The organism is Agrobacterium vitis, assembly GCF_014926405.1.
GTDB lineage: Bacteria > Pseudomonadota > Alphaproteobacteria > Rhizobiales > Rhizobiaceae > Allorhizobium > Allorhizobium vitis_H.
The window spans coordinates 219761-246010 of the sequence record NZ_JACXXJ020000003.1; the positions used below are offsets into that span (position 1 = coordinate 219761).

A 26250-nucleotide genomic window follows, 5' to 3' on the forward strand; every position below is an offset into this window, starting at 1 on the left:
CCATGAGCATGCATTTGGAAATGCTATCAGAAATGTTAAACGGGGCGACTAAAAATCGTGAAAACTGTCCTTGGCTTGGCGATGACATCAGATACTGAAACAGCACGCCGCCCTTCAGGACATTGGGTTCGCCGCATTGCGCGCTGGCTGGAACTGCGTGCAATCGGGTTGACGCCTGAACATCTCGACATCATCGATGGCCTGCGCTCGGCCTTTATCGTCGGCGTTCCCGTCCTCATCGTCGCGGCAGGGCAAAGCCAATTTGGCTGGTCGATTTTTGCGGCTTTCTGGACCTGCCTTGCCGATACCGGCGGCGAAAAACGGTTCCAGCGGCGGATGCTGGCGACCTTCGCGCTGCTTGGCAGCCTTACGGCTTTCCTCGCGTCCTGGCTTGCGGGTTTCGGGTCCATAGCAGGGCTTGCCGCCGGCTCAATTCTCGTCGGTTTGACCGCATTGCTGCCGCTACGCTGGCCTGTCGTGCCGCTTGTCGCCACACTCCTTGGCGTGGTTGGCGTTGTGGCGGCGGGTTATCCTCACACGGCACCACAGGCCGCCCTGCTCGCCTGTTCGTTTCTGGCTGGCAGCGCGTGGGCTGCCCTGGTGCTGACTGTCCTGTGGCCAACAGATGCCTGGCGCCCAGCACGGCGCGCCATTTCCGCCGTTTACGCCCGGCTGGCCGATATGGCACTTGAGCTCGACACCATATCTCAGCCCGCAGCCATGCAAGCCTGGACCTTCAAAAGCAGCCAACATCGGCGCGCCGTACGCAATGCGATGGAGCGCGCGCGGTCTCACCTTGCCCGCGCAGCTCGTCCCTCGGAGCAGAGCGACAAGACCGCCCTCCATATCGCGCTTTTGGCGGCAGATGATATTTTTCACGCGCTGCTGGCGCTTGACCATCTGCGTTCATCCGAGCGGCAGACAGATATTGGCCAGCTTTGCGCCGAGGTTATCCGGCCGAGCCTCATTGCGGCTGCCCAAAATCTCACCCTGCATACGGAGCCAGTGACCGAGCTGCAAAATCGGCTTTCAGTGCTGGAACAGAGCGTTTCGGACCGCCATGACGCTGTCGCGGGCGCGGTGCGGAACATTGCAACAGCGCTCCAATGGAAAGCCGCACCAGACGTTCCCGAAACGGCGGGACCGGAACAGGCCGCTTTGGACAAGATGGCACAGGCCCGGCAGCGGCAGCATTTTCTGCGTGGCGCGGTTCGCAGCGCCGTAGGCGTGACCGTTGTCACCGTCGTCGCCCATCTGCTGGACTTGAACTATCCCTATTGGGCAGCCATGGCCGTCGTCGTGGTTTTGCAGCCGGACCGGCGGATGAGCTGGAGCCGGGCGCTGGAGCGTATCATCGGTTCCGTTGTGGGCAGCGCCTTGGCTCTGGCGTTACTAACCGGCATACCGGCATCAGGACTGCTTACCGCCATCATCATTCCCCTGGCCGCAGCAACCATTGCCCTGCGCTCCGTCAGCTATACGCTGTTCGTCACCGTGCTGACGATGCTGTTCGTTCTGACCATGGACATGTTGCATCCAGGCGCTGGCATTGCATCGGCGCGAATGCTCGACAATATCATCGGCAGTCTCGCGGCAATCATTGTCACCTTCCTCGTCTGGCCCGACAAGGCGCCGTCCCTTTCAGAGCTGGCAGCCCGGGCGCTGGACGCCAATCGCGCTTACCGTGATGCCGCCGAACGCGGCGACGCGGCGCAGATCGCTCTCACGCGTCGCGCTGCCGGAATTGCCAGCACGGAGGCCGAAATTGCCTTCCATGCGCCGGACCGATACCTTGGGAAAACGCCCCCTGCCACCGATGTCGAGACACTGGCAAAGGCGCGGCAACTCGCTGGGGAAGCGGCGGTTCTGTGGCATAGCCGGTAGCGGCACAGGGGCCGGAGTCATTCAGACCCTGTTCCTGGAAACGCTCTCCTTTGCACAGCATCTTTATGAAATCCTTATCTCCCGCCATCGCATTCCCTATCGAGATTTAATGTCATTCGGGTGGATTGTGCATGTCTGACCATAGACAGGAGCACAATGTGACTGACTTGATATTCATCGCCATCGGACTGGGGAGCTTCGTGGCTCTCGCGGTCTATGCCCGCGCCTTAAACAGTTTGTGAGGCGACCATGTTCGAACCCCTGCTCGGTCTTGCCGCTGCCCTGTTCATCTGCATCTACCTGCTGATCACGCTGATCAGGCCCGAACGTTTCTGAAGCGACACCCGCTTCAACCATTATCGTCTCGTTTGTCTTTTCGGACATCGGACAACCCTCTTTCCTGCCAAGCACCAGACGTCCCGCACCGCGTCGCTTCATTCTCGTAGCGACGATGATGTGGGACGCAATCCCTCTTTCCGGAGAACATCATGTCTTCCAACGGTTGGCTGCAAATCGGCTTGCTGCTCGCTCTCGTCTTCCTCACCATCAAACCGCTTGGGCTTTACATCGCCTGCGTGTTCGAGGGGCAGCGGACGTTTCTCTCTCCCATTTTAGGCCCACTTGAGCGGCTGCTCCTGCGCATATCCGGCGTTGATGCGCGCCGCGAGCAAGGCTGGCTAGCCTATACGCTTGCCATGCTCGCCTTCAATGCCGCAGGCTTTCTGGCGCTTTATGGCATTTTGCGGCTTCAGGCCTATCTGCCCTACAATCCGCAGGGCTTTGCCGGAATGACGCCGGACCTCGCCTTCAATACCGCGATCAGCTTCGTCACCAATACCAATTGGCAGGCCTATTCCGGCGAACAGTCCGCCAGCCATTTCTCGCAGATGGCAGGCCTTGCGGTCCAGAACTTCCTGTCGGCGGCCACCGGTATTGCCATCGCGCTGGCCGTCACCCGGGCCTTTGCCCGCTCGGCTGCCAACACACTCGGGAATTTCTGGGTCGATATGACCCGCTCGACGCTGTATCTGCTGCTGCCAATGTCGATTGTGCTGGCCCTGGTTTTCGTCTGGATGGGCATTCCTCAAACCCTCGATGCATCTGTGACGGCCACGACACTGGACGGGGCCCAGCAGACCATCGCACTTGGCCCGATTGCCAGCCAGGAAGCCATCAAGCAGCTCGGCACCAATGGCGGCGGCTTCTTCAATGCCAATGCGGCCCATCCGTTTGAGAATCCTTCAGCCATCAGCGATTATTTCAACATCCTCGCAATGATGTCGATCACCATGGCGCTGATCTATGCCTTCGGTAAAATGGTCGGCGACCTGCGGCAAGGCTGGGCGCTGATTGCCAGTGTTGCCGTGCTGCTGATTGCCGGTATCGCCGCCGTCTACATCGCTGAAACCGCAGGCAACCCGATCCATCTGGCGCTTGGGCTCGATCCTTCGTTCGGCAATATGGAAGGCAAGGAAGTCCGCTTTGGTCAGGCGATGAGTGCGGCCTATACCGCGATCACCACAGGCATTTCCAATGGTGGCGTCAACACCATGCATGGCTCCCTCACCCCGCTTGGCGGTCTGGTGCCACTGTTCCTGATCCAACTGGGTGAAATCCTGCCGGGTGGCGTCGGCTCCGGCCTTTACGGGCTGATCGTCTTCTGTGTGCTGACTGTCTTCGTCGCTGGCCTGATGGTCGGGCGCACACCGGAATTCCTGGGCAAGAAGATCGAGGCCCGGGAAATGAAATATGCCATGCTGGCCGTACTGGTCCTGCCCTTTGCCATTCTGGGGTTCTCGGCGATTGCTGCCGTACTCCCCAATGCGCTGGCTTCGCTTGGCAATGCCGGACCGCATGGTCTGTCGGAAATACTCTATGCCTATACGTCTGCGGCTGGCAATAACGGCTCGGCATTTGCAGGGCTTTCGGCCAATACCGCCTGGTATAATTCCACGCTCGGTATTTCCATGGCGCTTGGCCGCTTCGCCTATGCGGTTCCCGTCCTCGCCATTGCCGGTTCTCTCGCTGCAAAGACAAAAGGCACGGCATCGGCAGGTACCTTCCCCACCCATACGCCGCTCTTCGTCGGCCTGCTCGTCGCCATCATCATCATCCTGGGCGGACTGCAATACTTCCCGGCCTTGGCGCTCGGCCCCATCGCAGAACATGTCGGCATGCTCGCCGGAACCCTTTATTGATTGAAAGAGGCTGTCATCATGACACAGTCACAATCCACCACAGAGACCCGGCCTGCCCAACGGCTGTTTGAACCGTCGATCCTCAAGGGCGCGTTCAAGGACGCCTTCGTGAAGCTCGATCCGCGGCAATTGATCCGCAATCCGGTGATGTTCGTCACCGAAATCGTCGCCATGGTCGTTACGATCCTTGCGGTCCGCGACCTGATTACTGGCAATTCAGCGGTATTTTCCGGCCAGATTGCCGCCTGGCTCTGGTTTACCGTGTTGTTTGCCACCTTCGCGGAAGCCGTTGCCGAAGGCCGGGGCAAGGCGCAGGCCGACAGCCTGCGCCGCACCAAGAGCGAGCTTTCCGCCCGCAAAGTGTCAGGCAATGCCGCCAACAGCCGGGAAACAACCACGGTTGCCGCCACCACGCTGAAGATTGGCGATGTGGTACTGGTCGCCGCTGGCGAACTCATCCCCGGCGATGGCGAAGTGATTGAAGGCGTTGCCTCAGTCAACGAAAGCGCCATTACCGGCGAATCCGCACCGGTCATCCGCGAGGCTGGCGGCGACCGCTCTGCTGTGACAGGCGGAACCCAGGTTCTGTCGGACGAAATCCGCATCAAGATCACCACAGCTCCCGGCTCGTCTTTCGTGGATCGGATGATCGCGCTGATCGAAGGCGCCGAACGTCAGAAGACACCGAATGAAATCGCTCTGTCGATCCTGCTTTCCGGGTTGACGCTGATCTTCGTGATCGCCGTCGTCACACTCTGGGGTCTTGCCAGCTATTCCGGCGTGGTGCTGACGGTTACGGTCATGGCCGCCCTTCTGGTGACGCTGATCCCGACCACGATCGGCGGCCTGCTATCGGCCATCGGCATTGCCGGTATGGACCGGCTAGTGCGTTTCAACGTCATCGCCACCTCGGGCCGCGCCGTGGAAGCGGCGGGTGACGTGGATACACTGCTGCTCGACAAGACCGGCACCATCACCTTCGGCAATCGCATGGCCAGCGATTTCATCGCCGTGCCTGGTGTCAGCGCTACCGAAATTGCCGAGGCTGCCCTTCTTGCTAGCCTTTCCGATGAAACACCTGAAGGTCGCTCCATCGTCGCCTTGGCCACCGGCGAATACGGCCAGTCCGCTCCCGATGCGGCACCGGATGCGGTCATCCCGTTCACCGCCGAAACCCGGCTTTCCGGCGTCGATATCAAGGGCAAACGTCTGCGCAAGGGTGCGGTGGATTCGGTCCTGGCCTTTACCGGTCTCGACGCGGCATCGGCACCCCGCGCCTTTACCGACGCCGTCACCCGGATCGCCCAATCGGGCGGCACGCCGCTGGCCGTTGCCGATGGCAGCCGGTTGCTGGGGGTCATTCATCTGAAGGACGTGGTCAAGCCTGGCATCAAGGAACGCTTCGCCGCCCTGCGCGCCATGGGTATCCGCACGGTGATGGTCACGGGTGACAACCCGATTACCGCCGCAGCGATTGCCTCTGAAGCCGGTGTGGATGATTTTCTGGCCCAAGCAACCCCGGAAGACAAGCTTGCCTATATCCGCAAGGCCCAGCAGGGCAGCCGGTTGATCGCCATGTGCGGCGATGGCACCAATGACGCCCCGGCACTGGCCCAGGCCGATGTCGGTGTCGCCATGCAGACCGGTACGCAAGCCGCCCGTGAAGCCGCCAATATGGTCGATCTGGATTCCAGCCCGACCAAGCTGATCGAGATTGTCGAAATCGGCAAACAGCTGTTGATGACGCGCGGCTCGCTGACGACGTTTTCGATTGCCAATGACGTCGCCAAATATTTCGCCATCATCCCGGCTCTGTTCGTCACCGCCTATCCGGGGCTTGCCGCGCTCAACATCATGCAGCTGGCCTCGCCGCAATCGGCCATCCTCTCGGCGGTGATCTTCAACGCGCTGATTATCGTCGCGCTGATCCCGCTTGCCCTCAAGGGGGTCGCCTACCGCCCGGTTGGGGCCGCAGCGCTGCTGCGCCGCAATCTCCTGGTCTATGGTGTGGGGGGCCTAATCCTTCCCTTCATCGGCATCAAGATTGTCGATCTCGCCATTACAACGCTGCATTGGGTGTAATCATGCTGTCCCATCTTCGTCCCGCCATCACCATGACCGTGCTGTTTACCGGTCTTTGCGGCCTCGCCTATCCGCTCGCCATCACCGGCATTGCGCAAGCGGTGCTTCCCGCCCAGGCCAATGGCAGCATTGTCACGAAAGGCGATGCCGTGGTCGGCTCGGCCCTGATCGGCCAAGCTTTCACGTCGCCACGCTATTTCGCCTCCCGCCCATCGGCCACCAGCAATTCGCCCTATAATCCGCTGGCCTCAGGCGGCACCAATCTTGGCGCCACCTCGCAAAAGCTGAAGGACCAGATTGCCGCCGCTGTCACCGCCTGGCAGGCAAACGGTCGCAGTGGGCTGGTGCCTGCCGATGCCGTCACCTCTTCAGCTTCGGGCCTCGATCCGGATATAACGCCTGAAAACGCCCGCCAGCAGGTGGCGCTGGTTGCCAAAGCCCGCAACATGCCGGAAAAGGAGGTGGCGGCGCTGGTGGAAGCCCTGGTGCAACCACGGCTTCTTGGCGTGATCGGTGAGCCAAGGGTCAATGTATTGCGGCTGAACATGGCGCTCGATGCGGCGGGTGCCACTCAATAAGGTCTACTCATGTCCGACGCCCAGCGCGACACCAACCGCCGTCCCGATCCTGACGCCCTGCTGGGGCTTGCCAACCGGGACGGACGGGGAAAACTGACGATTTTTCTGGGAGCAGCGCCCGGCGTCGGAAAAACCTATGCCATGCTGTCGCGTGCCCGTGGTCAAAAGACCGCGGGCATCGATATCGTTATCGGTCTGGTCGAGACCCATGGCCGCAGCGAAACGGAACTGCTGACGGACGGGCTCGAAATCCTGCCGCGCAAGCAGATTGCCTACAAGGATCGCGTGCTGGAGGAATTCGACATCGACGCAGCGCTTGCCCGTCGTCCTGCGATCATCATTGTCGATGAGCTTGCCCATAGCAATGTCCCGGAAAGCCGCCATCCCAAACGTCACCAGGATATCGAGGAGCTTCTGGCCGCCGGCATCGATGTCTGGACGGCGCTGAACATCCAGCATCTCGAAAGCCTCTCGGAAATCGTCACGCAAATCACCGGCGTCCAAGTGCGGGAAACCGTCCCGGACCGGGTGCTGAAGCAAGCCGATGTGGTCGTGCTGATTGACCTGCCACCGGAAGAATTGATCATCCGGCTGCGAGAGGGCAAGATCTATCTGCCCGATAATGCCCGCCGCGCCACCGACAGCTTCTTTCGGCTTGGCAATCTGACCGCGTTGCGCGAACTGGCCTTGCGCCGCACCGCCGACCGGGTCGATGACCAGATGGTCGATTACCTCAAGCAGAATGCCATTGAAGGACCATGGCGCACGGGGGAGCGGCTTCTCGTCTGTATCGGCCCGGATGCGCTCTCGGAAAAAGTAGTGCGCACCGCCAGCAACCTCGCCTCCGGCATGAATGCCCGCTGGCTGGTCGTTTCACTGGAACAGGCCGATCAGGCCGATGAAAATCCCGGCGATCAGACCCGGATCGAAGAGCTATTTCGGCTGGCGGAACGGTTTGGTGCAGAAACCCGGCGTGTGCAGGGCCGCGATTTCGTCCATGAGATCCTGCGTCTCGCCAAGAAGGAACACGTCACCCAGATCGTCATTGGCGCACCGAAGCGATCCCGTTGGCAAAGACTTTTCCGCCGCTCCCTGCCGGATGCCTTGCTGGACGTCAGATCCGGCATGGGCATTCACCTGGTCACTGGTGAAGCCGCACCAGAGAAAACAAAGCGCGCCGGGCTGACGAAAACCTTTTCACTGAAGAGCCTGCCCGTTCGCCCAAGAGATATCATCACCGCTCTCATCACGACCACGGTGGCGGTCATCGGCGCACGCGGCATCATCCATTTCGTGGCCCTGCCCAATGTGTCCATGCTGTTTCTGCTCGCGGTGCTGGTGTCGGCTCTGCGCGAGGGCTATGTCGCCGCCGTTCTGACCTCCGTTCTGTCGGCGCTGGCCTATAATTTCTTTTTCATCTCTCCGGTTTTCACCCTGACCATCGCCGCGCCGCATGAAGTCTTTGCCTTCGTCATGTTCATTGCGGCGGCGCTGATCGCCGGTGGCATTGCCGCACGGATACGCGCCCAGGGGCAGATCGCGGCCCGCCGCGCCACACAGACGCAGATCCTCTATGACGTCTCTTCAAAACTTGCAGGCACGGTGGATGCCGACGGCGTGGTCTGGACCGCCGTCAGCCAGTTGAACGGCATTATCAAGCGGCCCGTTGCCTTGCTCTCACCGCAAAACGGCACGCTCGCCCTACGCTCCTGCTGGCCGCCGGATACCGAGCTTGGCGTGGCGGAAATGGCCGCGGCCCGCTTTGCTCTCGAAAAAGGCGAGACAGCAGGTGCTGGCACCGGTACCCTGCCGAATTCGAAACTGCAATTTCGGCCCTTGCGCAGTCCTGCCGGTACACTGGCGGTCTGTGGCCATGAAATGACTGGGGAGCCACTCGATCCGATGGAGGAGCGGGCGCTGTCCGCCATTCTGGACCAGGTGACAATCGCTCTCGACCGCGCCAATCTGACGATCCGCAGTGTAGAGGACCAGGCGCGCTTGGAGCGGGAACGTTTCCAGTCAACGCTCCTGTCTTCCATCTCCCACGATCTGCGCACGCCGCTTGCCACGATTACCGGCGCCGTCACCAGCCTGAAGGAGTTTGGCGAGCGCATGCCCGTCGAAAGCCGCCGCGACCTGCTGCAATCCATCGAGGAAGAGGGTGAAAGGCTGTCGCGTTTTGTCGGCAATCTCCTGGACATGACCCGGATTGAGGCCGGGGCATTGGAAGCCAAGCACGATTGGGTGGATTTGAACGATGTGATTTCGGACAGCATCGCCCGTGCTCGCCGTGTCGCACCAGCCACAGAGATCAGCGCCAGCATTGCCAAGGACCTGCCCTTGCTGCGGGCGGATAGCCTGCTTCTGGGTCAGGTGTTGTTCAACCTGATCGACAATGCCTGTAAACATGGCGGCGGCGAGCCGGTCACCGTCTATGCCCGCGCCGATGATACAACGCTATCGCTTTCGGTAACGGACATGGGCAAAGGCATTTCGGAAAAAGACATCGACCGGATCTTTGAAAAGTTCTACCGTCGCGGCAAAGGAGCGGATGGCCGCAAGCCGGGGACCGGGCTTGGCCTTGCCATTGCCAAGGGCTTTGTCGAGGCGATGGGCGGCACGATCACCGTCGAAAGCCCGGCAGTGAAACGGATAGGCACGCGGTTCACCCTGCGTTTTCCGTTGGAGAATATGGAAAAGGACCGGACTGAGGCATGAAAGGGCAACGCATTCTCGTCGTCGATGATGAGCCACAGATCCTCCGGTTCCTGCGCCCTGCCCTTGCGGCGGCAGGCTACGAGGTGATTGAAGCTGATACTGGCAAGCAGGCATTGGCGCTGGTGGCAACCGCCGTGCCGGACCTGCTGATCCTCGATCTCGGCCTGCCTGATATGGATGGCAAAGAGGTGATCGCCCAATTGCGACACTGGAACCCGATCCCGATCATCGTGCTGTCTGCCCGCGACCGTGAGATCGAAAAAATCGCAGCCCTTGATCTCGGTGCCGACGACTATCTCGAAAAACCGTTCGGAATCGGCGAATTGACGGCCCGCATTCGCGTCGCCCTTCGCCATAAACCGCAAGCGGAGCCGGCCCCATCCATCATCCGCAGTGGTGAACTCGTCATCGACATCGAGCACCGCCTCGTCACAAGAGCGGATCAGCCGGTCAAGTTGACGCCGAAGGAATATGATCTGCTGCGCCTGCTCGCCACCCATGCGGGTCGCGTCTTGACCCATGGCGCCTTGCTGAAAGAGGTATGGGGCCCGGCCCATGCCCACGACCTTCAATATCTGCGCGTCTTTATTCGCCAGATCCGCGCCAAGATCGAAAAAGACGAAAGCCAACCGGCAATCATCCTCACCGAAGCCGGGGTTGGTTATCGCTTTGTGCTGGCGTAACCGCTTTGAGTTTCCGAGAGACTATGTTGGCATTGTGCGCTGACGCTGCGCCAAATGTGCAATTGCCAGGAAGGCGAGGACCGCAACGCCGCCAATGGCGGTGTTGATTGCAAGAGCCAGGTCCGTACCCATGTTTTCCATCATCCATGCGAAAGCGAAAGGGGCCGTCGAAGACACGACCAACCGAACGGCGGTGACGTGCCCCTGGCGCCTGCCATAGCCGGCGCTGCCGAACAATGCCAGCGGCAGGGTTCCCTGGACGATGCTGCCAAGGCCGGAGCCCAAGCCGAACAGGACCGCAAAAATCAATGCGCCTGAAAAGGATGGCGCCGTCAACAAAAGCACCGCAACTGCCCCCGGCATCAGCAGTGCCGAAACCAACGCCAATGTCAGTTGAGACAGATCGCGGCCAAACATCATATTGGTAAAGCGACTGAGGACTTGCGACGGACCAAACAGGGTTCCGACCAAGATAGCGGCGGAGCCAAGGCCGAGCGCCGTCAACAGCGGCACCATGTGCACGAGCAAAGCCGCATTCACGAAGCTTTCAAGCGCAAAACCTGTCACCATCAGGAGAAAGGCGATAGGTCGCAACCTGTCGGGCAGCCCTCCTTCCATGATATGATGTGACGTGGCGCTGGGAGCGACAACTGGTGCATGACGCCCACCCACCCGGCGTGCCAGCCACAGATGAAGCGGCAAGCAGATAGCAAGATGCAGAAGCGCGTAAACCAGATAGACTTGCCGCCAGCTGAGATTGGCATGAAGGGCCGAGGTCAGTGGCCAGAAAATCGTTGAAGCAAAACCGGCGATCAAAGTCAGATAAGCGATATTGCGTTGCGCACTCTGAGGCCGAAACTGGACAAGAAAGGCAAAAGCCGCCGTATATTGTACCAGGGTCGATGCCATCTCAATGACGATCAGCGCCATTACAAATGTAATCTTGCCCGGCGCAAACGCGCAGGCGGCCAGGGACAGCGCAGCGATCATCGATCCCACCGTCAGGACCCGACCTGCACCATGGTCATCAATGATGCGTCCTACCCAAGGTGCTACCAGTCCGCCTGCCAGCAGAGCAGCGGAAAGAGTTGCAAAAATCCATTCGTTCGACCAGCCAAGATCCGCAGCCATGGCAGGGGCGAGAATACTGAAACTATAATAGAGCGTGCCGTAACCGATGATTTGCGTCAGCCCCAAGGCGAAGATCACAAATATCTCGCTCCGGTTGTTCGACAGCGATAAGCGGCCACGACTGCTCCTATTCAGGCTCATAATGGTGTGTTGCCCGTGAGTGTCTCGAGCTTTTCAGCGGCTTCCTTCCGCTCGCTATAGCGGTCGGTCAGATAGCCGGATGCATCCCGTGTCAGGAGCGTAAACTTCACCAGTTCCTCGCAGACATCGACGACGCGGTCGTAATAGGAGGAGGGTTTCATGCGTCCCTCGGCGTCGAATTCCTGGAATGCCTTGGCAACGGAGGATTGGTTGGGAATGGTGATCATCCGCATCCAGCGGCCAAGAATGCGCATCTGGTTGACCGCATTAAACGACTGCGATCCGCCCGAAACCTGCATGACGGCCAGCGTCTTGCCCTGGGTCGGACGGACCGCACCGATGGAAAGCGGAATCCAGTCGACCTGGCTTTTCAGAATACCGGTCATCGCGCCATGGCGTTCCGGGCTGACCCAGACCTGGCCTTCCGACCATGCCGATAGCTCGCGCAATTCCTGGACCTTCGGATGATTGACCGGCTCCGCGTCGGGCAGTGGCAAACCCGCAGGATCGAATATCCTCACCTCGCACCCGAAATGCTCCAGCAGCCGACCCGCTTCCTGCGCCAATAACCGGCTATAAGACACCGCCCGCAAAGAACCATAGAGGATCAGGATGCGAGGCTTGTGCGTGGAGACAGGCGGCCTCAAGGCCGCCATGTCTGGATGGTTCAAATGCTGTTCGACAGCTGCTGGCAAATCAGACAAGGCGTTTACCCTCGCTGTCCAGCACCTTTTCACCGTCTTCCTTGGTGAACGCGCCCTGATGGGTATTGGGCAGGATATCAAGGACCCGTTCGGAAGGCCGGGCCAGGCGCGTCCCAAGCGGGGTGATCACGAACGGACGATTGATCAGGATCGGGTGTTCCAGCATGGCGTCCAGCAATTGCTCGTCGGTGAGATCAGGATTATCCAGCCCGAGCTGGGCATAGGGCGTACCCTTTTCCCGGATCGCTTCACGCACCGAAAGACCGGCATCGGCAATCATCCTGGCCAGTTCGCCTCGCGTTGGTGGGTTGCTCAGATATTCGATAACCAGCGGTTCGATGCCTGCATTGCGGATCATTGCCAGCGTGTTTCGGGACGTGCCGCAGTCGGGGTTGTGATAGATAGTGGCGTTCATGACCGGACCTTCTCCTGGGTATTTGTTTCATGACTATTGGCTTGGGAAAGACCGGCCGCCTGCACCGCCGTGCCGCGCTCGTACCAGCCCTTGCTGCGATTGACGATCCAGACGACCGACAGCATGACCGGCACTTCAATGAGAACGCCGACGACCGTGGCAAGGGCGGCACCGGAATTGAAGCCGAACAGGCTGATGGCAGCGGCAACCGCCAGTTCAAAGAAATTCGACGCGCCGATCAGGGCTGAAGGACCGGCAATGCAATGTTGCTCGCCCGTCACACGGTTGAGCAGGTAGGCCAGGCCCGAATTGAAATAGACCTGAATGAGGATCGGCACCGCCAACAGAGCGATAATGGTCGGCTGGGCAATGATCTGCTCGCCCTGGAACCCGAACAGCAATACCAGCGTGACCAGCAATGCCACAAGCGACATCGGTTGCAGCACCTTCAGCAAACGGTTGAGCGAGGCAGAAGAGCCGGACGAGGTCAGACTGCGCCGGAGGATTTGCGCCGCGATCACCGGAAGGATGATGTAGAGCACCACCGAAAACACCAGTGTATCCCAAGGCACGGTGATGGCCGACAGGCCAAGCAGCAGGCCGACGATGGGCGCAAAGGCCACGACCATGATCGCATCGTTCAATGCGACCTGCGAAAGAGTGAAATGCGGCTCGCCCTTCGTCAGGTTCGACCAGACGAACACCATCGCCGTGCAGGGCGCGGCGGCCAGGATGATCAATCCGGCAATATAGGAGTCGATCTGTACAGCCGGTAGCAGGGGCCGGAACAGGGTGCCGATGAACAGCCAGCCAAGCAGCGCCATGGAGAAGGGCTTGACCGCCCAATTGATGAACAGCGTGACGCCGATGCCGCGCCAATGGCGGCCAACCTGCCCAAGCGCTGCGAAATCGATCTTGATCAACATCGGGATGATCATCAGCCAGATCAGCACTGCGACCGGGATATTGACCTTGGCGATTTCGGCGGCCCCGATAACCTGAAACACGCCGGGCATGGCATGTCCGAGGACGATACCAATGATAATACACAGGAAAACCCAAACCGTCAGATAACGTTCGAATGTGGACATGATGTTTCTCCGGCTATGTCTTGGTAGCAACAACCGGGCCAGGCGTAGCGCCCTCGACGGTACCGATCTGGCGCAACTGGGTTTGCAGCGCCAATTTTTCGATTGAGGCGATTGGCAGGTTGATAAATAACGTGATCCGGTTTTTCAAATAGCGCGCCGCCAGCGAAAAGGCGCGACCGATTTCCACGTCGGAGCCGGTGGCAGCGGCTGGATCTTCGACACCCCAATGAGCGGTCATTGGATGCCCCGGCCAGACCGGACAGGATTCGCCAGCGGCTGCATCGCAAACGGTGAAGATGAAGTCCATTTGCGGCGCATCCGCCTCAGCAAACACGCCCCAGCTTTTCGAGCTAAACCCCGTGGCGGGATAGCCAAGCGCCTCCAGTGTCTTCAACGCCCATGGGTGAACCTCCCCTTTTGGATAACTACCGGCAGAAAAAGCGCGAAAGCGCCCGCCACCTTCGGCATTGAGTATGGATTCAGCAAGGATCGAGCGGGCAGAGTTGCCAGTGCAAAGAAAAAGCACATTATAAACTTGGTCGGTCGGCATGGCAGGTCCTTAATCGTTGACAGTACAGCAGGCGGCAAGTTCAATCGAGGGCGCACAAATTTCAGGATGTCCTGAGCAGCAATCCTCCATCAGAAACAGGACAAGTCCGCCAAGGGCGGCATAATTGGCGGTATAAATAATCGACCGTGATTGCCGTTGCGCGGCAATCAATCCGGAATGCTCAAGCTCCTTGAGATGGAAGGAGATATTGGAGGGCGACACGTCGATCTTTTCCGCAAGCGCACCGGCAGCCATGCCATCTGGCCCAGCCACAACAAGCATACGGACGATCAGCAGTCGGGTTTCCTGGGAAAGAGCGGCGAAGGCGGAGAGAGCCTGTTTTTGATCCATATTTCAATATTCCTTGAATAGTTGAATTTATTTATTCAAGATTCCCAATAAATGCAAGGGAGAAAAACCAAGAGCTGCACGGCTGCATTGTAAGGCTCTGAAGCGGCAAGACCCGTCTCATCCAAAGGTCTTTTTGAGCAAATTATTCCAACTGGCCTCCACCGGACAGCGCATATGACCTTTGATTTATTATCCACTATTTCTATCGTTTATAAATATTGCGCAATGCAGCCAGCGAGATCGCATGCAATGTTGCAGGTCACTTTTGAAACCCAATGGAGGAGACGGATATGCCCCACCAGAAAAGAGAGCCGCTGAAATTCGCCTATTGGGTTCCCAATGTCTCCGGCGGATTGGTCATCAGTTCCATCGAACAACGGACCCATTGGGGGATAGAGTATAACCGCAAACTGGCACAGATTGCCGAGCAGAGCGGCTTCGATTACGCCCTCAGCCAGATCCGCTTCACCGCCGGTTATGGCGCCGACAACCAGCACGAATCCGTGTCTTTCAGCCACGCCCTACTGGCGGCGACGGAAAAGCTGCGGGTCATCGCCGCCGTGCTCCCCGGCCCCTGGCACCCGGCCCTGCTTGCCAAACAGATCGCCACAATCAGCCACCTCACCAACGGGCGCGTCGATGTGAACATCGTCTCCGGCTGGTTCCGGGGTGAATTTACGTCGATTGGCGAACCGTGGCTGGACCATGACGAACGTTACCGCCGCTCAGAAGAATTCATCCGGGCCATTCGCGGCATCTGGACCGAGGACAGCTATAATCTGCGAGGCGATTTCTATCGCTTCAACGATTACTCCATGAAACCGAAGCCAGAAGGTGGGGTTCCACAGGTCTTCCAGGGTGGCTCCTCTCGCGCTGCACGCGACATGGCGGCCCGCGTGTCGGATTGGTATTTCACCAATGGCAACACGCCGGAAGGTCTGCAAGCCCAGGTCGATGACATCCGCGCCAAGGAAAAGCTGTTCGGCAAGACCTGGCGCACCAGGATTGGCATGAATGCCTTCGGCATTGTCCGCGACACCGAGCAGGAAGCTCAGGACACCCTGAAGGAAATCATCGACAAGGCCATTCCAGATGCCGTCAATGGCTTCAAGCATGAAGTTCAGAATGCCGGCAATGCCTCGCCGGAGCGCGAAGGCAATTGGGCAAAATCCACCTTCCAGGATCTGGTCCAATATAACGATGGCTTCAAATCCAACCTGATCGGCACGCCGCAACAGGTCGCCGAGCGGATCATCGAGCATAAACGCGCCGGTGCGGACCTGATCCTAATGGGCTTCCTGCATTTCCAGGAAGAGGTGGAGTTTTTTGGCAAAAAGGTCATTCCGTTGGTGCGCGAACTGGAAGCGCGGGAAGACGGCGCACTGCAAGCTGCCGAATAACCGATTGTAATACGCAGTTGCCCGCTAACCCAGGGAGATTTACATGAATATCATTGCCAAGCCGGAAACATCAGGAATACCCGCCATCCCGCGTCCCATTGAGCCCGCGCATGTGATCACAAGCGATGCGGAAGCCATCGAGATCGCCCATCGCCTCGCAGCAGATTTCGCCAAGGATGCAGCTCTCCGGGATCGCGACAGAATTTGGCCGGTTGCGGAACTCGACGCTTTTTCCCAAAGCGGCCTCTGGTCGATCAATGTCCCAAAGGAATTCGGTGGCCCCGAGCTTTCTTATGCCACGCTGGCGAAGGTCATCGAAATCATTTCGCAGGCCGATTCCTCCATCGGACAGGTGGCGCAGAACCATCTGGGCGTCGTGGCGGCAATTCGCACCGTGTCCGACAAAGCCCAACAGCAATTGATCTTCGGGGAAGTGCTGAAAGGCTTGCGGCTGGGCAATGCCTTTTCGGAATTCGGTTCGAAACGGGCCGCCGATTTCGAAACGAAATTTACCGATCACGGCGATCATGTCATCGTTAACGGCAAGAAATTCTATTCTTCCGGCGCGTTACTCGCCCACAAAGTGCCAATCGTCGCCCTGGATGAGGAAGGCCGCGCCTGGTATGCCATCGCCGACCGCGATGCCCCCGGCCTGACGGTCATTGATGACTGGTCCAGTTTCGGCCAGCGCACCACACTATCAGGCACGGTCATTCTGGAGAATGTCAAGGTGGACAAGGCCTGGCTGGTTCCGGGCTACAAGGGCTATGAAGTGCCGACTGCCGACGGCGCAATTTTCCAGATCATTCAGGTTGCCGTCGATACCGGCATCGCCCAGGCGGCGATTGTCGAAACCATCGATTTCGTCCGCACCAAATCCCGGCCCTGGGTGGATTCCGGCCTGGAGCGCGCCAGCGACGACCCCTACACGATCCAGGCTGTTGGCAGCCTGTCGCTACGCCTGCATGCCGCCCAGGCATTGCTTGAAAAAGCCGGTAGAGCCATTGATGTGGCTGTTTCCGACCCCAATGCCGACACCGTCGCCCAAGCGCAAATCATCACCGCCGAAGCGAAAATTCTATCGACCGAGATTGCCATTGAGGCGACCAATAAATTGTTCGAACTCGCAGGCACGAGATCGACCCTGGCCGAGCACAATCTGGACCGTCATTGGCGCAATGCCCGAACCCATACGCTGCATGACCCGGTGCGCTGGAAATATTCCATTCTCGGCAAATATTACCTGAATGGCGAGAACCCACCGCTCCATGCCTGGAGTTGAAAAAAGCATCGGCCGTTTCCGGTTTTCTGCACAATGCAGTAGTTTGGCAGTCGTTTGCTGTTGATGAAATCTCGTGGAGAAACTTCCATGCCTGCCGCCAACCTGTCTCAGGCCAAAAAACCGCCAACAATCGCCATCATTGGAGGCGGCTTTACAGGTGCGGCCGTCGCCTGGAATCTAGCCCGCAAGACACAGCCCGGCCATGTGCGCATCGTCATATACGAACCGCGGGCAAGACTTGGCGGCGGCCTTGCCTATGACACGGCTGACCCGGCTCATCGCATCAATGTCCCCGCAGACCGGATGAGCCTCGATCCGGACGAACCTCTCGACTTCCTCGATTGGGTCGGCAAGCACCGTCTGGGTGAGGAAGACAGGCAAGCGGCTTTGGACGATGGCAGGATATTTCCGCGCCGCCGCGATTTCGGTGCTTATATCGCCTCGAAGCTGGTACCTTATCTGGCCAATGGCCGGATAGAGCATGTCAAATCCGATGTCGTTTCGCTGGACCCGTCCACCCGAGGCTGGCGCTTGACACAAGCGGATGGAACAACACTGGAGGCAGATGATGTGGTGATTGCCACCAGTCATCCCTCCCCCAGCCCACCAAAGGCGCTTGCCGCCATTCTGGAAGGACACCCACGCTTCATTCCCGATGCGACCGTACCGGATGCGCTCAACGCCATTCGCCCGGAAGACAATGTATTGATTGTCGGTAATGGCCTGACGGGTGCCGATATCGCTGCGTCCTTGCTGGCGCGAAACCATCAAGGGCCGATCACCAGCATTTCAAGGCGCGGCCTGCGTTCCAGAGGCCATGCCGGAACGATGCAGGAGCCATACGGAGACTTCATCGACCCGCCCAGCCGGTCGATCCGGCAGCTGACCCGCCGCATCCGTGAACAGATCAACCATGCCGCAGCGGAAGGCATCAGTTGGCACGCTGTGCTGGACGCGGTCCGCGCCCAGGCGCAGGAGATCTGGGGCGCACTACCGCTCAATGAGAGGCGGCGCCTGGTGCGCCACCTGCGCCCCTTTTGGGATGTGCATCGGTTCCGCATCGCCCCGCAAGTGGAAGGGGCCATCAACCAGGCGATCGCCCGGGGCCAGATGGAGGTACTGGCAGCGTCGGTACAAATCGCCTCCTATGATGGCTCGAAAATTCGTGTCTCCCTGCGTCTGGCGCGTAGCACGGAAACGGTGTCGCGCGTTGTCGATGCCGTGGTCATTGCTACCGGTCCGGCGCATGGTGCCATCATCGACAACCAGCCCTACCTCCGCAACCTTGCGGCTCAGGGCTTGATCGGCTTTGACCCCACCGGTCTTGGGCTGCATTGCGACCGGCAATCGCGGCTTCTCGACCAGCATGGAGCAGTAACGCCGGGACTACTGGTCGCCGGACCGCTTGCCCGTGGTACCTTTGGGGAATTAATGGGTCTTCCCCAGGTCACGCTCCATGCCCGCGACATCGCCGATCATCTGTATGCGCGGCTTGAGGAAGCGCGTCACGATGCGACAGCAACCGCCGAAGACGCAGCATAAGCTGGAAAACCCGGCTGCCTTCCGTGGACGGCAGCCGGGATCTGTCGATCAAGCCTCGACGGAACCGGCTGGCTTTTCCGGAACTGCTGCCCGCTTGCGACGCCAATCGCCTAAGAACAGCAGGATCGGTGCGGCAATAAACACCGACGATGAGGCCGCAATGGCAATGCCGAAAATCATCGGCACGGCAAAGCTCTCAACCGCGCTACCGCCCCAGATGGCCATGGGCAACAGCGAAAGAAAGGCAGTGGCCGATGTATACAGGCTGCGGGCCAGCGTTTCGTTGATCGACAGATCGATCAGTTCACGCAGCGGCATCGTCTTGTAAAGCCGCATATTCTCCCGCATCCGGTCATAGACCACGACCTTATCGTTGACGGAGTAACCGACCAGGGTCAGCAGCGCCGCGATGGCCGTCAGGTTGAAATCAAGCCCGGTGAGCGCGAAGAAGCCAATCGTCTTGGTGACGTCGAGAATGAGTGTCGCGATGGCACCAACAGCGAAAGGCCATTCGAAACGCACCCAAATATAGGCCAGCATCGCCAAGCTGGCGAGCACGACCGAAAGGAAACCGGCCATCGCCAGTTCCCCCGACACCTTTGGTCCGACAACTTCAGTGCGCTCCACCGAGGCCGTTGCATCGATAACCTTTACCTCGGCTCTCAGCTTCTCCACCGCCGCGGTCTGCGCCTCTTCCCCGCCCGGCTGCCGTTCGACGCGCACCAGGAGGTGACGGACATCGCCGAATTCCTGAAGGGTGACATCGCCCAGCCCAAGTCCGTCCAGACCCGAGCGGAAGGCGGCGAGATCGGCGCGGTCCTGGGTCACAACTTCAAGCTGGATGCCGCCGCGAAAATCAACGCCGTAATTCAAGCCCGGCGTGAAGAACAGGATGACAGAGGCAATTGAAAGAAAGGCAGAAATGCCGATACCAATGAAACGCGCCTTCATGAACCGAATGCGTGTTCCGTCAGGGATGAGCTGAAGCGGAAGCAGAGGCTTGATATCGAGACGCTTCAGCTTGTAGCGCCTGATGATGGCGAGCATGACGACACGCACCACTGAAACCGCTGTAAACATCGATATGGCAATGCCCAGACCCATGGTGATAGCAAAACCACGCACCGGGCCAGAGCCGAACCAGAACAGCAGCAGCGTGGCGATCAGCGCCGTCACATTACTATCGATAATGGTGGAATAAGCCCGGCGGAAACCCGCATCCAGCGCCGCCATGGCACCTCGTCCCTTGCGGGTTTCTTCCCGAATTCGCTCGTTGATCAGCACGTTGGCATCAACCGCAAGGCCAATGCCAAGCACGATACCCGCGATACCCGGTAGGGTCAGCGTCGCGCCAATCAGCGACAGGCAGGCGAAAGTCAGGATGACATTGAGACCGAGGGCCAGATTGGCGACAATCCCCCAACCGCCGTAGAGCACGATCATAAAGCCGACGACCAGGGCAAAACCGATCAACCCGGTATAGACGCCCATCTTGATGGCGTCCGCGCCAAGGTCAGCACCAACCGTCCGCTCTTCAATGACCGTGAGCTTGACAGGCAACGCCCCGGCGCGCAGCAATGCAGCAAGGTCCGTTGCGCTTTCCACCGTGAAATTCCCGGAAATCTGGCCGGAACCACCAGTAATCGGCTCACGGATGACAGGGGCAGACAGAACCTTGTCGTCCAGAACAATGGCAAAAGGCTTGCCAACATTGGCGCGGGTGATGTCCGCAAAGCGCGCCGCACCCGCCGTATCGAAGCGGAAACTGACCAGCGGCTCATTGGTATTCGGGTCAAAGCCAACGCGGGCGTCGGTCAGGCGGTCGCCTGCCAGCTCCACCCGGTCATCAACCGGATAGGCGCGGCCCTCATCGTCCTTCAGCATGGTGACGCCGCGCGGAACGGCTGCACCATCCGTGGCACTGTCCGACAGCATGTGAAAGCTCATCTTGGCGGTAGAGCCAAGAAGTTCACGAATGCGCGCTGGGTCCTGCGTACCGGGAAGCTGCACAAGAATACGATCGCCGCCGATACGCTGGATCGTTGGCTCGGCAACGCCAACTTGGTCGATACGCTGGCGAATGATTTCCAGGCTCTGCTCCACCCCGGCATTGGCGCGGTCGGTAATTCCGGCCTCGGCAAGCGTTATGGATATAGTTCCACCCTCGCCCGTAAACGCCAGATCGGGCGCGCCCGTCAGGCCGACCGGATGGGCAAGCTTACCCAAGGCGGTCAAGGCTGCGGCTCTTTGCTCCGCCGACTGAAGGGTCACGACCAGCGAGGAGCCGCTCTTGCGCACTGTCGCCGCATCAACGCCATCGTCACGCAGCGCCCGGCGCGAATCTTGGATCAGGCTTTGCAGTCTTTCCTGCACCAGATCGGCGCTATCAACCTCAAGCACCAGATGAGAGCCGCCGCGAAGGTCAAGCCCGAGGGCAACCTTGTCCTTCGGGAACCAGGAGGGAAAGCCATTCAGAGCGGTTGGCGAGAGAATATTCGGCAATGCCGTTAGAATGCCAAAGGCGATGATGACCACATAGGTGGCCACAAGCCAGGGAGAGGTTTTCATAGAACAATATCCATGCCTGCGCCGCTGCTACCGATGCGTCTTCACATGCCAAACCCCGCGAAAAGGCTATAGGCTTAAATGATACGCTTGATGTCTGCGGCATAACCCTGGTCACAGGTATTGAACGGCAGACGGTCGGTGCGCGGTCGTGCGTTGATCGAAAAAACGGGATCAAGCCGACAAGGATGGGGGCGCCCTGGCCAGGTTAGCCCGAGAAATCCGCCCGGAAACCCAAGGCGAAGAACGCTCGACACGCTGGACGGAAGACCGCCCGACAAGCAGGAAATGCTCAGCCCCCAAGCTCAGTACAGCCACAGGCGGCGGCACTGGGACTCGTGGATCGGGCCGGGATGCAAGTGCAACAGCCCGGCTGCCATTTTCCCGTGCCGCCAGATGCTGCGTCTGCTGGGGCGCATGCAAAAGCGCTGACCCGTGTGCGCCAAGCGGCGCGGGTAACGGTGCCCCAAACAAGAAGCTGAGATAGGCAACCGCAAGCGCGATAATCGCAATCAGAACGCCGGGCTTCAGACCTTTTGAAAAAGTCTGCTCTTCGTTTGCCGACATCATATGTTGGTTAATCGCCATGGCCGTGATTAGCAGAGCAACACGATGCTGTCGACCCTTGCGCGGTTTGGGGATCGAACGCTACTGCCATCCGGCTGGGTCAAACGACAGTTCACCGCGATGCGTGCTCGACTTCGTAATGAAGCATCATGCCGATGACATGGCTGCGGACAACAGACGAATATCTGTTCTTCGTATTTCTCACAGCAGCCCCACTGTCTAACACAACGACGCGAAGATGCTGATGCATCCTCGCCTTGAAAGCATTCGGTGCAAACGAGATGCGAGAGCTCAAAATGTCAGAGGCGCTCGCCCACCAGGTAGGCATAGCGGAACTTGATCGAATTATTGGGACGTTGCGCATCGATCTTCGGACCATACATCAGGTCCGCCGTCAGTATCCGCCCCGCGTCAGAAGCCTTTGACACGGTACCAAGCAGATAAATATCGCGGCTGAGATAGGTTCGGGTCTCATTGGCGTCAGATTCCATGTAGTTCACTTGAACGACAAAGGCGCCATCGCCGGTTTCCAACAGTTTTGCGAGGATTTTGGTTTCGTTGTTTTCCAGCCACTTCTTTGCCCAATGGGTCAAGGCATAGCTGTTCAGGGCCTCCGATCCCATGCGCAGCGCAGATGCAGCAGCGCCTCCAACGGCGTTGCGAGAGGCAACCTCGCGCGGGCCTGGTGCATAGGTAATATAATCCAGTGACGGACCTCGCCCCATACGGCTCATGGGCTGGGATACATCATTGCTGTTAAACGGCTTCATCTTCAAACTTGAGGAAGACACATCGAAATCAGGCATAGCCTTCTCCTTGAATCACGATAGACGTGCTTGATACCGAAGGCCGAAGTTGCTCACGCACCCTCACCTTGAAGACGCTATCAAGGAACATTCGCTCAAACGGGCGCATCCGAAATATCGGCATCACAACAAATACGGCACCGCCCGAAGGCGGTGCCGCTGCAGGAGAAAGGCGGATTACGCAGCCTTTGTGGTCGACAGATCGTAAGATGCGATCATCGGCGACTTCGGGTTGTTCTGGTCGTCATAAGGCGTGTACTTCACTTCGATCTTGGTGAAGTTCAGCTTGATGGTTTCGACCGGACGGTCACCACTGGAATCGACGGAATAATTGGCGATCAGCGTGTTGGTGAGCGTGTATTCGATATAGGTATTGCCGGGATTGCCGGTGGTGACCATGTGGATCACCGCTTGCTTGCCGGTGCGGCCAGCGCAGGCTTCCTGGAACAATTTCGTGGAAGAGGAATCGCTGACCTTGGTCAGGATCACTTCGGAAATTGCGGGTTCAGAGGCTTCACGGTTGGCGGTAGAACCAGCCGTGGTGTTCATGGCACGGCTGACGTTCCAGTGGATAGCCTCAATGTCCATCCAGTTGCGGTGCTCTTCGTGGGTCGCATCGCCCTGGATACCATCGACCTTCAGATAAATCGGCATATAAATTCTCCTATATAAATTGAAATCACCTCGTTCACGGCGAGGTATGGTTCACCTTTCACTCACTGCCGCATGCGTCTGGATACCCCTTCCGACGCGGCATCCTTATCCACCGATGCACCCGAGGCATCGGCGAATTCCTCTTTTTTCCCAGCGGCCCCGGCGCGAACGCCGAACCCTTTTTCATCATGGGTTACCTCAGCTTCGGTAACCTTTCCGCCAGATGCGACCAGCTCAAGGAAGAAGCTGGAAAGCGGCGGCAACAGATCCCGGCCAATCATGATTTCGATGGCGCGGGCTCCGATCTCACTTGCAACGGCGCGTCCAATCAGCGCATTGCGGGCCTCTTCGGACAGAACAAGATCTGTTCCATAGGCCGAAGAAATCCGCTCCCGAATGCGGTTGATCTGGATATCGACGATCCGCGACAGGGCATCCTTGCCCAGCGGCATGAACGGCAACAGCAGCGTGCGCCCGAGGAAGGCCGGCTTGAACTGCTTTTGCAGTTCCGGCATCAACAATGCTTCCAACGCCTCACCTTCGGGCATGGTGTCTGGATCAAGGGCCAAGGAGGCCAGCAATTCCGAGCCGGTATTGGCCGTCATGAAAATCGTGGTATTGCGGAAGTCAACATCGCGGCCTTCGCCATCGCGCAACATACCCTTGTCGAAGACCTGGTAGAAAATATCCTGAACGCCGGGATGCGCCTTGTCGATTTCGTCGAGCAACAGCACGCCATAGGGCCGACGCCGCACGGCTTCGGTCAGCACGCCGCCTTCGCCATAGCCGACATAGCCTGGAGGAGCACCCAGCAGCATGGATACTTTGTGCTCTTCCTTGAACTCCGACATGTTGATCGTCGTCAGATGTTGGCTACCACCATACATCAGATCAGCCAGGGTCAGCGCGGTTTCGGTTTTACCGGTTCCCGACATGCCGACCAGCATGAACACGGCAGGCGGACGGCGTGGATCAGAAAGCCCGGCGCGCGCCGCGCGCATGGCGTCGCCAATCCGCTCCAGCGCGGCATCCTGGCCGATTACCTTTTCCTTCAACCTCATATCGAGGCTTTTTGCGCTTTCAATCTGGTCGGCCAGCAATTTGCCAAGAGGAATGCCGGTCCACCGCGCCAGGACGGCAGCAACAACATTGCGGTCTACCTCATGCGGCACAAGCTTTTCCTCGCCAGCGGACGTCGGCGCCAGCGACGCTGCGCGACGGGCAAGTCCGCGTGTCCGCAAGGGGGTGATATTGACATCCGGGGCATTTTCAGGCGCCCTAGTATCATTGTCCGCAGGAACTGCTTCATCACTCGCTGCCAGCGCTGCAATTTCAGCGTCATAGCGCGCTTGAAGGCTATCGATTTCCTTCGTCAGGCGCTCCATTTCAGCGGCAACGGCCTGCCTGCGCTCCAACACATCCGTACTTTCCGGCTCACGGGAAAGCCAGTCGGTCTCGACGGTGAGATGCGAAAGTTCGCTTTTAAGAAGCAGCAATTGTTCCGGCGCTGTCTGGCGCGCCAGCGAAACCGTGGCAGCAGCGGTATCGATCAGGCTGACCGCCTTATCAGGCAATTGGCGGGCTGGAAGAAAGCGGGCAGAAAGTTGCACGGCAGCGACGATAGCCTCGTCACGGATCTTTACCCCATGATGGGCCATGAAGGTCTCAGCTATTCCGCGTAACATGCGGATCGCGGTTTCCTCGTCCGGCTCACGCACATGCACAGGCTGGAAGCGTCTGGTCAGTGCGGCATCTTTTTCGAAATACTTCTTATATTCGCTCCAGGTCGTGGCAGCGATGGTCCGCACTTCGCCCCGCGCTAGCGCGGGCTTGAGAATATTGGCGGCATCGCCCTGCCCGCTTGCCCCACCGGCACCGATCAGGCCATGCGCTTCATCGATAAACAGGATGATAGGTTCCGGCGAACGTTTCACCGCTTCGATAACGCCGGTCAACCGCCGTTCGAACTCGCCCTTCACGCCAGCGCCCGCCTGCAACAACGTCAGATCGAGCATCAGCAACCGTACGGATTGCAATTTTTCCGGCACGCGTCCGGCAGCAATCTCCAGCGCCAGTGCTTCGGCCACCGCTGTCTTGCCAACGCCCGCTTCACCGACCAGGATCGGGTTATTCTGTCGCCTGCGCAACAAGATGTCGATCATCTGGCGAAGCTCGCCATCACGGCCGACGACCGGATCAAGCCGTCCCGCCCGCGCGTCCTCGGTAAGATCATGAGTGTAAAGCCGCAGGAACTCGTCTTCCCGGGCGGAGGCCGGAGACAGCGACGATTTTGGCGTCTCGGCTACAACATCCGCCTGCAAAAGAGTTTCTAGCGCCGTTCGATCCAGCATTCGCAGCGTCGGGAAGCGACCACGGGTCAAGGCTCGAAGCGATGGCTCATCGTCCATGGCCGCAAATATATCGGCAAGCGTAATGGCGCGTCGTCCAGACTGGAGCGAAGCGCAAATCCATGCTTCCCGACCTAGGGTCAGGATATTCTGGGACAAAGCGAGCTGACCAGACCCGGATACGACAGTGTCATCGAGTGCATCGCCCACTTCGCGGCGAAGCGCTGCAATGGGCAAGCCCAATTGTTCCAACACCGGTTGAAATGACGCCGCGTCCATGACGGCGGCAAGCAGATGAGCAATATCAACTTGTCCGTGTCCGCGCCCGGCTGCTGTGGATGCAGCCGTCTCAAGCGCGACACGCAAATTAGGCTCAAGCGATTCGATCAATCGATTGAGGTCAATATGCGACATGCAAAAAGCCTCCCCAGCAACGACCTTACCTTCGTTGGAATGAACAACTAAGGCGATTACCCCAGCCTGTCCAGAGCGCCAGATAAATTTTTTAAGATATGCAAAGCCAGGCATCACCCTCGACATCAAACAAATGACCTCAGGTT

21 protein-coding genes are annotated in these 26250 nt (G+C 58.9%); 10 read left to right on the forward strand and 11 right to left on the reverse strand.

Features of this window, described 5'->3' with window-relative positions; genetic code table 11:
- Positions 1 to 81 precede the first annotated feature (81 nt).
- The 7 genes from IEI95_RS02625 (at position 82) to IEI95_RS02655 (ending at position 10143) form a co-directional block, all read left to right on the forward strand.
- A complete protein-coding gene (locus IEI95_RS02625) occupies positions 82 to 1884 on the forward strand; it encodes an FUSC family protein (protein WP_156533545.1) in 1803 nt (600 codons plus the stop codon).
- A gap of 249 nt (positions 1885 to 2133) precedes the next feature.
- Entirely contained in the window at positions 2134 to 2220 is an 87-nt protein-coding gene (locus IEI95_RS29725; RefSeq protein WP_156533642.1) for a potassium-transporting ATPase subunit F, read from the forward strand.
- 152 nt (positions 2221 to 2372) lie between these two features.
- Complete coding sequence (kdpA, locus tag IEI95_RS02635; RefSeq protein WP_194415755.1) at positions 2373 to 4082, forward strand: potassium-transporting ATPase subunit KdpA; 1710 nt, start codon at positions 2373 to 2375, stop codon at positions 4080 to 4082.
- A gap of 18 nt (positions 4083 to 4100) precedes the next feature.
- The gene (gene kdpB, locus IEI95_RS02640; RefSeq protein ID WP_194415757.1) at positions 4101 to 6164 is read left to right on the forward strand and encodes a potassium-transporting ATPase subunit KdpB; all 2064 of its coding nucleotides are present in this window, start codon (positions 4101 to 4103) and stop codon (positions 6162 to 6164) included.
- A 2-nt stretch (positions 6165 to 6166) separates the two neighbouring features.
- Positions 6167 to 6742, forward strand: coding sequence for a potassium-transporting ATPase subunit KdpC (kdpC, locus tag IEI95_RS02645; RefSeq protein WP_194415759.1), 576 nt, complete (start codon positions 6167 to 6169; stop codon positions 6740 to 6742).
- Between the two features lie 9 nt (positions 6743 to 6751).
- Positions 6752 to 9460: an ATP-binding protein gene (locus IEI95_RS02650; protein ID WP_194415761.1), complete on the forward strand. Its 2709-nt coding sequence runs from the start codon at positions 6752 to 6754 to the stop codon at positions 9458 to 9460.
- Positions 9457 to 10143, forward strand: a complete 687-nt coding sequence (locus tag IEI95_RS02655; protein ID WP_156533540.1) for a response regulator — start codon at positions 9457 to 9459, stop codon at positions 10141 to 10143. Before IEI95_RS02650 ends, IEI95_RS02655 begins: the two co-directional genes overlap by 4 nt.
- 21 nt (positions 10144 to 10164) lie before the next feature.
- On the opposite strand, the gene arsK is transcribed toward IEI95_RS02655, so the two are convergent.
- Genes arsK through IEI95_RS02685 form a run of 6 tightly spaced genes read right to left on the reverse strand, consistent with a single transcriptional unit; the run spans position 10165 to position 14526 of the window.
- Entirely contained in the window at positions 10165 to 11415 is a 1251-nt protein-coding gene (gene arsK / locus IEI95_RS02660; protein WP_156537980.1) for an arsenite efflux MFS transporter ArsK, read from the reverse strand.
- Positions 11412 to 12119 (reverse strand): arsenical resistance protein ArsH, encoded by a 708-nt coding sequence (gene arsH, locus IEI95_RS02665; protein WP_156537981.1) that lies wholly within the window; start codon positions 12117 to 12119, stop codon positions 11412 to 11414. The genes arsK and arsH overlap by 4 nt, the downstream gene beginning before the upstream one ends.
- The gene (arsC, locus tag IEI95_RS02670) at positions 12112 to 12534 is read right to left on the reverse strand and encodes an arsenate reductase (glutaredoxin) (protein WP_156537982.1); all 423 of its coding nucleotides are present in this window, start codon (positions 12532 to 12534) and stop codon (positions 12112 to 12114) included. Before arsC ends, arsH begins: the two co-directional genes overlap by 8 nt.
- Positions 12531 to 13625, reverse strand: coding sequence for an ACR3 family arsenite efflux transporter (arsB, locus tag IEI95_RS02675; protein ID WP_194415763.1), 1095 nt, complete (start codon positions 13623 to 13625; stop codon positions 12531 to 12533). Before arsB ends, arsC begins: the two co-directional genes overlap by 4 nt.
- Positions 13626 to 13638: 13 nt before the next feature.
- On the reverse strand, positions 13639 to 14175 hold the full coding sequence (locus IEI95_RS02680) for an arsenate reductase ArsC (RefSeq protein ID WP_156533535.1): 537 nt from the start codon (positions 14173 to 14175) through the stop codon (positions 13639 to 13641).
- Between the two features lie 9 nt (positions 14176 to 14184).
- Positions 14185 to 14526, reverse strand: a complete 342-nt coding sequence (locus IEI95_RS02685; RefSeq protein WP_156533534.1) for an ArsR/SmtB family transcription factor — start codon at positions 14524 to 14526, stop codon at positions 14185 to 14187.
- A gap of 290 nt (positions 14527 to 14816) precedes the next feature.
- Here IEI95_RS02685 and sfnG point away from each other — a divergent pair, with 290 nt between their 5' ends.
- The 3 genes from sfnG to IEI95_RS02700 all read left to right on the forward strand — a co-directional run bounded on the left by sfnG (position 14817) and on the right by IEI95_RS02700 (position 18750).
- On the forward strand, positions 14817 to 15926 hold the full coding sequence (gene sfnG / locus IEI95_RS02690) for a dimethylsulfone monooxygenase SfnG (protein ID WP_012654313.1): 1110 nt from the start codon (positions 14817 to 14819) through the stop codon (positions 15924 to 15926).
- Between the two features lie 43 nt (positions 15927 to 15969).
- Positions 15970 to 17208 (forward strand): SfnB family sulfur acquisition oxidoreductase, encoded by a 1239-nt coding sequence (locus IEI95_RS02695; RefSeq protein WP_156533533.1) that lies wholly within the window; start codon positions 15970 to 15972, stop codon positions 17206 to 17208.
- A gap of 87 nt (positions 17209 to 17295) precedes the next feature.
- Positions 17296 to 18750, forward strand: coding sequence for an FAD/NAD(P)-binding protein (locus IEI95_RS02700; RefSeq protein WP_234934148.1), 1455 nt, complete (start codon positions 17296 to 17298; stop codon positions 18748 to 18750).
- Positions 18751 to 18798: 48 nt separating this feature from the next.
- Here IEI95_RS02700 and secD read toward each other — a convergent pair whose 3' ends face one another.
- The 5 genes from secD to tssH form a co-directional block, all read right to left on the reverse strand.
- Positions 18799 to 21318: a protein translocase subunit SecD gene (gene secD / locus IEI95_RS02705; protein WP_194415765.1), complete on the reverse strand. Its 2520-nt coding sequence runs from the start codon at positions 21316 to 21318 to the stop codon at positions 18799 to 18801.
- Between the two features lie 171 nt (positions 21319 to 21489).
- Complete coding sequence (locus tag IEI95_RS02710; protein WP_156533530.1) at positions 21490 to 21885, reverse strand: hypothetical protein; 396 nt, start codon at positions 21883 to 21885, stop codon at positions 21490 to 21492.
- Between the two features lie 296 nt (positions 21886 to 22181).
- Entirely contained in the window at positions 22182 to 22688 is a 507-nt protein-coding gene (locus IEI95_RS02715; RefSeq protein WP_156533529.1) for a hypothetical protein, read from the reverse strand.
- Positions 22689 to 22865: 177 nt separating this feature from the next.
- Positions 22866 to 23342 carry an Hcp family type VI secretion system effector gene (locus IEI95_RS02720; protein WP_012654308.1) on the reverse strand — a complete coding sequence of 159 codons (477 nt, stop codon included), beginning with the start codon at positions 23340 to 23342 and terminating at the stop codon, positions 22866 to 22868.
- A 62-nt stretch (positions 23343 to 23404) separates the two neighbouring features.
- Entirely contained in the window at positions 23405 to 26104 is a 2700-nt protein-coding gene (gene tssH / locus IEI95_RS02725) for a type VI secretion system ATPase TssH (RefSeq protein WP_156533528.1), read from the reverse strand.
- Between the last annotated feature and the right edge of the window lie 146 nt (positions 26105 to 26250).

Excerpts from the sequence above, each read along its gene's own strand:
- IEI95_RS02625 (WP_156533545.1), top strand. The coding sequence starts at position 82 with ATGACATCAGATACTGAAACAGCACGCCGCCCTTCAGGACATTGGGTT.
- IEI95_RS29725 (WP_156533642.1), top strand. The coding sequence starts at position 2,134 with ATGTTCGAACCCCTGCTCGGTCTTGCCGCTGCCCTGTTCATCTGCATC.
- kdpA (WP_194415755.1), top strand. The coding sequence starts at position 2,373 with ATGTCTTCCAACGGTTGGCTGCAAATCGGCTTGCTGCTCGCTCTCGTC.
- kdpB (WP_194415757.1), top strand. The coding sequence starts at position 4,101 with ATGACACAGTCACAATCCACCACAGAGACCCGGCCTGCCCAACGGCTG.
- kdpC (WP_194415759.1), top strand. The coding sequence starts at position 6,167 with ATGCTGTCCCATCTTCGTCCCGCCATCACCATGACCGTGCTGTTTACC.
- IEI95_RS02650 (WP_194415761.1), top strand. The coding sequence starts at position 6,752 with ATGTCCGACGCCCAGCGCGACACCAACCGCCGTCCCGATCCTGACGCC.
- IEI95_RS02655 (WP_156533540.1), top strand. The coding sequence starts at position 9,457 with ATGAAAGGGCAACGCATTCTCGTCGTCGATGATGAGCCACAGATCCTC.
- arsK (WP_156537980.1), bottom strand. The coding sequence starts at position 11,415 with ATGAGCCTGAATAGGAGCAGTCGTGGCCGCTTATCGCTGTCGAACAAC.
- arsC (WP_156537982.1), bottom strand. The coding sequence starts at position 12,534 with ATGAACGCCACTATCTATCACAACCCCGACTGCGGCACGTCCCGAAAC.
- arsB (WP_194415763.1), bottom strand. The coding sequence starts at position 13,625 with ATGTCCACATTCGAACGTTATCTGACGGTTTGGGTTTTCCTGTGTATT.
- IEI95_RS02680 (WP_156533535.1), bottom strand. The coding sequence starts at position 14,175 with ATGCCGACCGACCAAGTTTATAATGTGCTTTTTCTTTGCACTGGCAAC.
- IEI95_RS02685 (WP_156533534.1), bottom strand. The coding sequence starts at position 14,526 with ATGGATCAAAAACAGGCTCTCTCCGCCTTCGCCGCTCTTTCCCAGGAA.
- sfnG (WP_012654313.1), top strand. The coding sequence starts at position 14,817 with ATGCCCCACCAGAAAAGAGAGCCGCTGAAATTCGCCTATTGGGTTCCC.
- IEI95_RS02695 (WP_156533533.1), top strand. The coding sequence starts at position 15,970 with ATGAATATCATTGCCAAGCCGGAAACATCAGGAATACCCGCCATCCCG.
- IEI95_RS02700 (WP_234934148.1), top strand. The coding sequence starts at position 17,296 with ATGCCTGCCGCCAACCTGTCTCAGGCCAAAAAACCGCCAACAATCGCC.
- secD (WP_194415765.1), bottom strand. The coding sequence starts at position 21,318 with ATGAAAACCTCTCCCTGGCTTGTGGCCACCTATGTGGTCATCATCGCC.
- IEI95_RS02710 (WP_156533530.1), bottom strand. The coding sequence starts at position 21,885 with ATGATGTCGGCAAACGAAGAGCAGACTTTTTCAAAAGGTCTGAAGCCC.
- IEI95_RS02715 (WP_156533529.1), bottom strand. The coding sequence starts at position 22,688 with ATGCCTGATTTCGATGTGTCTTCCTCAAGTTTGAAGATGAAGCCGTTT.
- IEI95_RS02720 (WP_012654308.1), bottom strand. The coding sequence starts at position 23,342 with ATGCCGATTTATCTGAAGGTCGATGGTATCCAGGGCGATGCGACCCAC.
- tssH (WP_156533528.1), bottom strand. The coding sequence starts at position 26,104 with ATGTCGCATATTGACCTCAATCGATTGATCGAATCGCTTGAGCCTAAT.